1 protein-coding gene is annotated in these 5,060 nt (G+C 75.2%); it reads left to right on the top strand.

What is annotated here, in order from left to right; all coding sequences use genetic code 11:
- The coding region (locus ABZ923_RS40920; protein ID WP_361483409.1) for an SDR family NAD(P)-dependent oxidoreductase at positions 1–5,060 on the top strand (5,060 nt) is incomplete at both ends.

Genomic DNA, 5,060 nt, shown 5'->3' with positions numbered 1-5,060 from the left:
GCCGTTCGGTTCTCGGACGGGGTGGCGGCGCTGCAGGGGCAGGGTGTGCGGGTGTTCCTGGAGGCCGGGCCCGACGGCGTCCTCACCGCCCTCGCCCAGCAGAGCCTCTCCGACGCCACCGGCACCGGGTTCGTGACCCTGCTCCGCAACGGTCTCGCCGAACCGCGTGCCGCCGTCACGGCGCTGGGCCGGCTCTTCGCGCACGGCGTCGCCGTGGACGCGGACGGCGTCTTCGCCGGCACCGGTGCGCGCCGCGTGGACCTGCCGACCTACGCCTTCCAGCGCGAGCGGTACTGGCTGGAGGACGCCGCTCCCGTCGCCGACGTCTCCGGCGCGGGACTCGCCGGGGCCCGGCACCCGCTGCTCGGCGCGGTCACCCCGTTGCCGGAGTCCGGTGGGGTGCTGGCGACGGGTCTGTTGTCGGTGCGGACGCATCCGTGGCTGGCGGAGCATGTGGTGGCCGGTTCGGTCGTGGTGCCGGGTGCGGCGCTGGTGGAGATGGTGGTGCGTGCCGGTGACGAGGCGGGTGCGGCCGCGGTCGAGGAACTCGTCATCGAGGCGCCGCTGGTGTTGCCGGCGAGTGGTGGGGTGCGGGTCCAGGTGGTCGTGGGGGGTGTGGAGGACGGCCGGCGGTCGGTGGGTGTGTACTCGGCGGCCCAGGACGCCGGTCCGGGGACGCCGTGGGTGCGGCATGTCAGCGGTGCGCTGGCCGAGCGGGCGCCGGCGGCAGTGTCGTACGACTTCGGGTCCTGGCCTCCGGCGGGGGCCGAGCCGGTTGCTCTGGAGGGGTTCTACGACGCCCGGCGCGCGGCCGGACTCGAGTACGGCCCCGCCTTCCAGGGCCTGCGCCGGGTCTGGCGGCGCGGCGAGGAGGTCTTCGCCGAGATCGCCCTGCCCGAGGAGCCGACCGTCGAAGGCTTCGGCCTCCACCCGGCGCTGCTCGACTCCGCCCTGCAGAGCGGCATGTTCTGCCCCGGGCAGGAAGCCGACGCCGACCGGACCCGGATGCCGTTCGCCTGGAACGACATCGCCCTGCACGCCTCCGGCGCCACCGCCCTGCGGGTCCGCGCGGTCCCCGAGGGCACCGACGGCATCTCCCTGAGCCTCGCCGACCCGACCGGCGCCCCCGTCGCCGACATCGGCTCCATGGTGCTGCGCCCGGTCTCCGCCGAGCAGCTCGGCACCGCCCGGACCCCGGCGCACGACTCCCTGTACCGGGTCGACTGGGCCCCGCTGGCCACCGAGGCCCGCGAGCCGGGCCCGGTGCCCGACTCCGCGGGCACGGTCGCCGACTTCACCGAGCCCGTCGCCGCCGGCCCCGAGGGCGCCCTCGACCTGACCACGCGGGTCCTCAGCGCCGTCCAGGCCCACCTGGACGGCGCGGACGGCCGCCTGGTCGTCCTCACCCGGGACCCGCTCGGCGACCCGGCCGCCGCGGCCGTGTGGGGCCTGGTCCGCTCGGCCCAGTCCGAGCACCCCGACCGGATCGTGCTGGCCGCCCTCGACGACGACCCCGCCTCCCGCGACGCGCTGCCCGCCGCTCTCGCCACCGGTGAGCCGCAGCTGGCCGTCCGCGCGGGCCACGCGAGCACGCCCCGGCTCGCCCTCGGCGCCCCGGCGGACACCCTGGCGGTCCCGGCCGGCGCCGACACCTGGCACCTGGACGTCACCGCCGCCGGCACCCTGGAGAACCTGGCGCTGCTGCCCGCACCGCAGGTCCGCGAGCCGCTCGCCGAGGGCCAGGTCCGCCTCGCCGTGCGCGCGGCCGGCCTGAACTTCCGCGACGTCCTGATCGCCCTGGGCATGTACCCGGGCTCCGCCCACTTCGGCGGCGAGGGCGCCGGTGTCGTGCTGGAGACCGGCCCCGGCGTGACCTCGCTCGCGCCCGGCGACCGGGTGATGGGCCTGCTGCGCGACGGCTTCGGCCCCGAGGCCCTCGCCGACCACCGCCACCTCGTGCGGATCCCCACCGGGTGGACGTACGAGCAGGCGGCGAGCGTCCCGATCGTGTTCACGACCGCCTACTACGGCCTGTTCGACCGGGCCGGGCTGCGCGCGGGCGAGTCGGTGCTCGTGCACGCCGCCGCCGGCGGCGTCGGCATGGCCGCCGTCCAGCTGGCCCGGCACGCGGGCGCCGAGGTGTTCGGCACGGCCGGCCCCGGCAAGTGGGACGCCCTGCGCGCGAACGGACTCGACCAGCGGCACATCGGCAACTCCCGCACGCTGGAGTTCAGGGAGCAGTTCCTGGCGGCCACCGACGGCCGGGGCGTGGACGTCGTCCTCGACGCGCTCGCCCACGAGTTCGTCGACGCCTCCCTCGACCTGCTGCCGCGCGGCGGACGCTTCCTGGAGATGGGCAAGACCGACATCCGCGACGCCGACGAGGTGGCCGCCACCTGCCCCGGTGTCGTCTACCAGGCGTTCGACCTGGTCGAAGCCGGTCCGGACCGGGTCCAGGAGATCCTCACCGAACTCCTCTCCCTCTTCGAGCAGGGCGCGTTGTCACCCCTGCCCGTCCGGACCTGGGACGTGCGCAGGGCCCCGGAGGCGTTCCGGTACGTCAGCCAGGCCCGGCACATCGGCAAGGTCGTCCTCACCCTGCCCCGCGCCCTCGATCCGGAGGGGACGGTGCTGGTCACGGGTGGCCTGGGCACGCTGGGCCGGTTGGTCGCCCGGCATCTGGCCGAGGAGCACGGCGTGCGGCATCTGCTGCTGGTGGGCCGTCGGGGTGCGCAAGCCGAGGGTGCGGCCGAACTCGTGGAAGAGTTGGCCGGGTTCGGTGCCGAGGCGCGGATCGAGGCGTGTGACGTGTCGGACCGTGTGGCGCTGGGGGCGTTGCTGGAGTCGGTGGAGCGTCCGCTGACGGCGGTGGTGCACACGGCGGGTGTCCTGGACGACGGTGTGATCGCCGCGCAGAGCCGGGAGCGGCTGGAGCGGGTGTTCGCCGCGAAGGTGGACGCAGCCTGGCACCTGCACGAACTGACCCGCGACCTGGACCTGGCCGCCTTCGTCCTGTACTCCTCGGCGGCCGGTGTCCTGGGCAACCCGGGCCAGGCCAACTACGCCGCCGCCAACGGCTTCCTGGACGCGCTCGCCGAGCACCGCCGCTCCCTGGGGCTGCCCGCCACCTCCCTCGCCTGGGGCATGTGGGCCGAGGGCATGGCCGGAACCCTGGACGCCGCCGCCCTGGCCCGCAACAAGCGTGACGGCATGCTCGGCATCACCGCCGAGATCGGCAACGCGCTCTTCACCACGGCCCTGCGCTCGCCGGAGGCCGCCCTCGTCCCCGCCCGCCTGGACCTCGCGAGCCTGCGCTCCCGCGCCGCCGACCAGGGCGTACCGCCGCTGCTGCGCGGACTCGTCCGGCAGACCCGGCAGGTCGCCCGGACCCGCTCCGCGGCGACCGGCGCACCGGCCCAGGAACTCGCCGGGCTCCCGCGGGAGGAGCAGCGGTCACGGCTGCTGGACCTGGTCCGCGGGCACGCGGCGGCCGTCCTCGGCCACGCCGGCGCCCACACCGTCGACGCCGAACGCGCCTTCAAGGAGGCCGGTTTCGACTCGCTGACCTCGGTCGAACTGCGCAACCGCCTCACGGCCGCCACCGGCGTCCGGCTCTCCGCGACCGTCGTCTTCGACTACCCGACCCCGGCCGCGCTGGCCGCCCACCTCCACACCGAACTCGGCATCGGCGAGCCCGAGCCGTCCGCGGCGACCGCTCCCGCCCGGCACACCGGTGCCGACGGCGGACGGTCCCGGGACACCGACGAGCCGATCGCGATCGTCGCCATGGGCTGCCGGTTCCCCGGCGGGGTCACCGGCCCGGAGGAGCTGTGGCGGCTGGTCGCCGACGGCGCGGACGTCATGGGCGGCTTCCCCGACAACCGCGGCTGGGACCTGGACACCCTGTTCGACCCGGACCCGGACGCCGTCGACAAGTCGTACGTCGACCGCGGCGCCTTCCTGCCGGACGTCGGCGCGTTCGACGCGGGCTTCTTCGGGATCTCCCCGCGCGAGGCCCTCGCGATGGACCCGCAGCAGCGCCTGCTGCTGGAGGTCACCTGGGAGACGCTGGAGCGGGCCGGCATCGACCCGGCCACGCTGCGGGGCTCGGACACCGGTGTGTTCACCGGCATCATCAGCCACGACTACACCCTCCGGCTCCAGCACGCCCCCGCAGAGTTCCAGGGGCTGCGGCTGACCGGTACCGCGGGCAGTGTCGCCTCCGGCCGGGTCTCCTACACCCTCGGCCTGGAAGGCCCCTCCGTCAGCGTCGACACCGCGTGCTCCTCCTCCCTGGTCGCCCTGCACATGGCCGTCCAGGCACTGCGGAGCGGCGAGTGCTCGCTGGCCCTCGCGAGCGGTGTGATGGTCATGGCGACCCCGGACACGTTCGTGGAGTTCTCCCGCCAGCGCGGTCTGGCCAGGGACGGCCGGGTCAAGGCGTTCTCGGCCGCCGCGGACGGCACCGCCTGGTCCGAGGGCGTCGGCGTCCTGCTCGTGGAGAAGCTGTCGGACGCGCGGCGCAACGGTCATCCGGTGCTGGCGGTCGTGCGGGGTACGGCGGTCAACCAGGACGGTGCCTCCAACGGCCTGACCGCCCCCAACGGCCCCTCGCAGCAGCGGGTCATCCGGCAGGCCCTCGCGGACGGCGGGCTGACCCCGGCCGACGTGGACGCGGTCGAGGCGCACGGCACCGGCACCGCGCTGGGCGACCCGATCGAGGCGCAGGCCCTGATCGCCACCTACGGCAGGGAGCGGGGCGACCGCGACCCCCTGTGGCTCGGCTCCGTGAAGTCCAACATCGGTCACTCGCAGGGCGCCGCGGGTGTCGCGGGTGTCATCAAGATGGTGATGGCGCTGCGCCACGAGGAGTTGCCGAGGACGCTGCATGTGGACGAGCCGACGCCGAAGGTGGACTGGTCGGAAGGGGCCGTCGAACTCCTCACCGAGGCGCGGTCGTGGCCTCGTGAGGAGGCGCGAGCCCGGCGGGCGGGTGTGTCGTCGTTCGGTGTGAGCGGGACGAACGCGCACGTGGTGATCGAGGAGGCGCCCGCCGAGGA

The sequence above is a fragment of the Streptomyces sp. NPDC046881 genome, assembly GCF_040645015.1.
Classification (GTDB): domain Bacteria; phylum Actinomycetota; class Actinomycetes; order Streptomycetales; family Streptomycetaceae; genus Streptomyces.
This window is presented reverse-complemented; position numbering and strand designations above follow the sequence as displayed.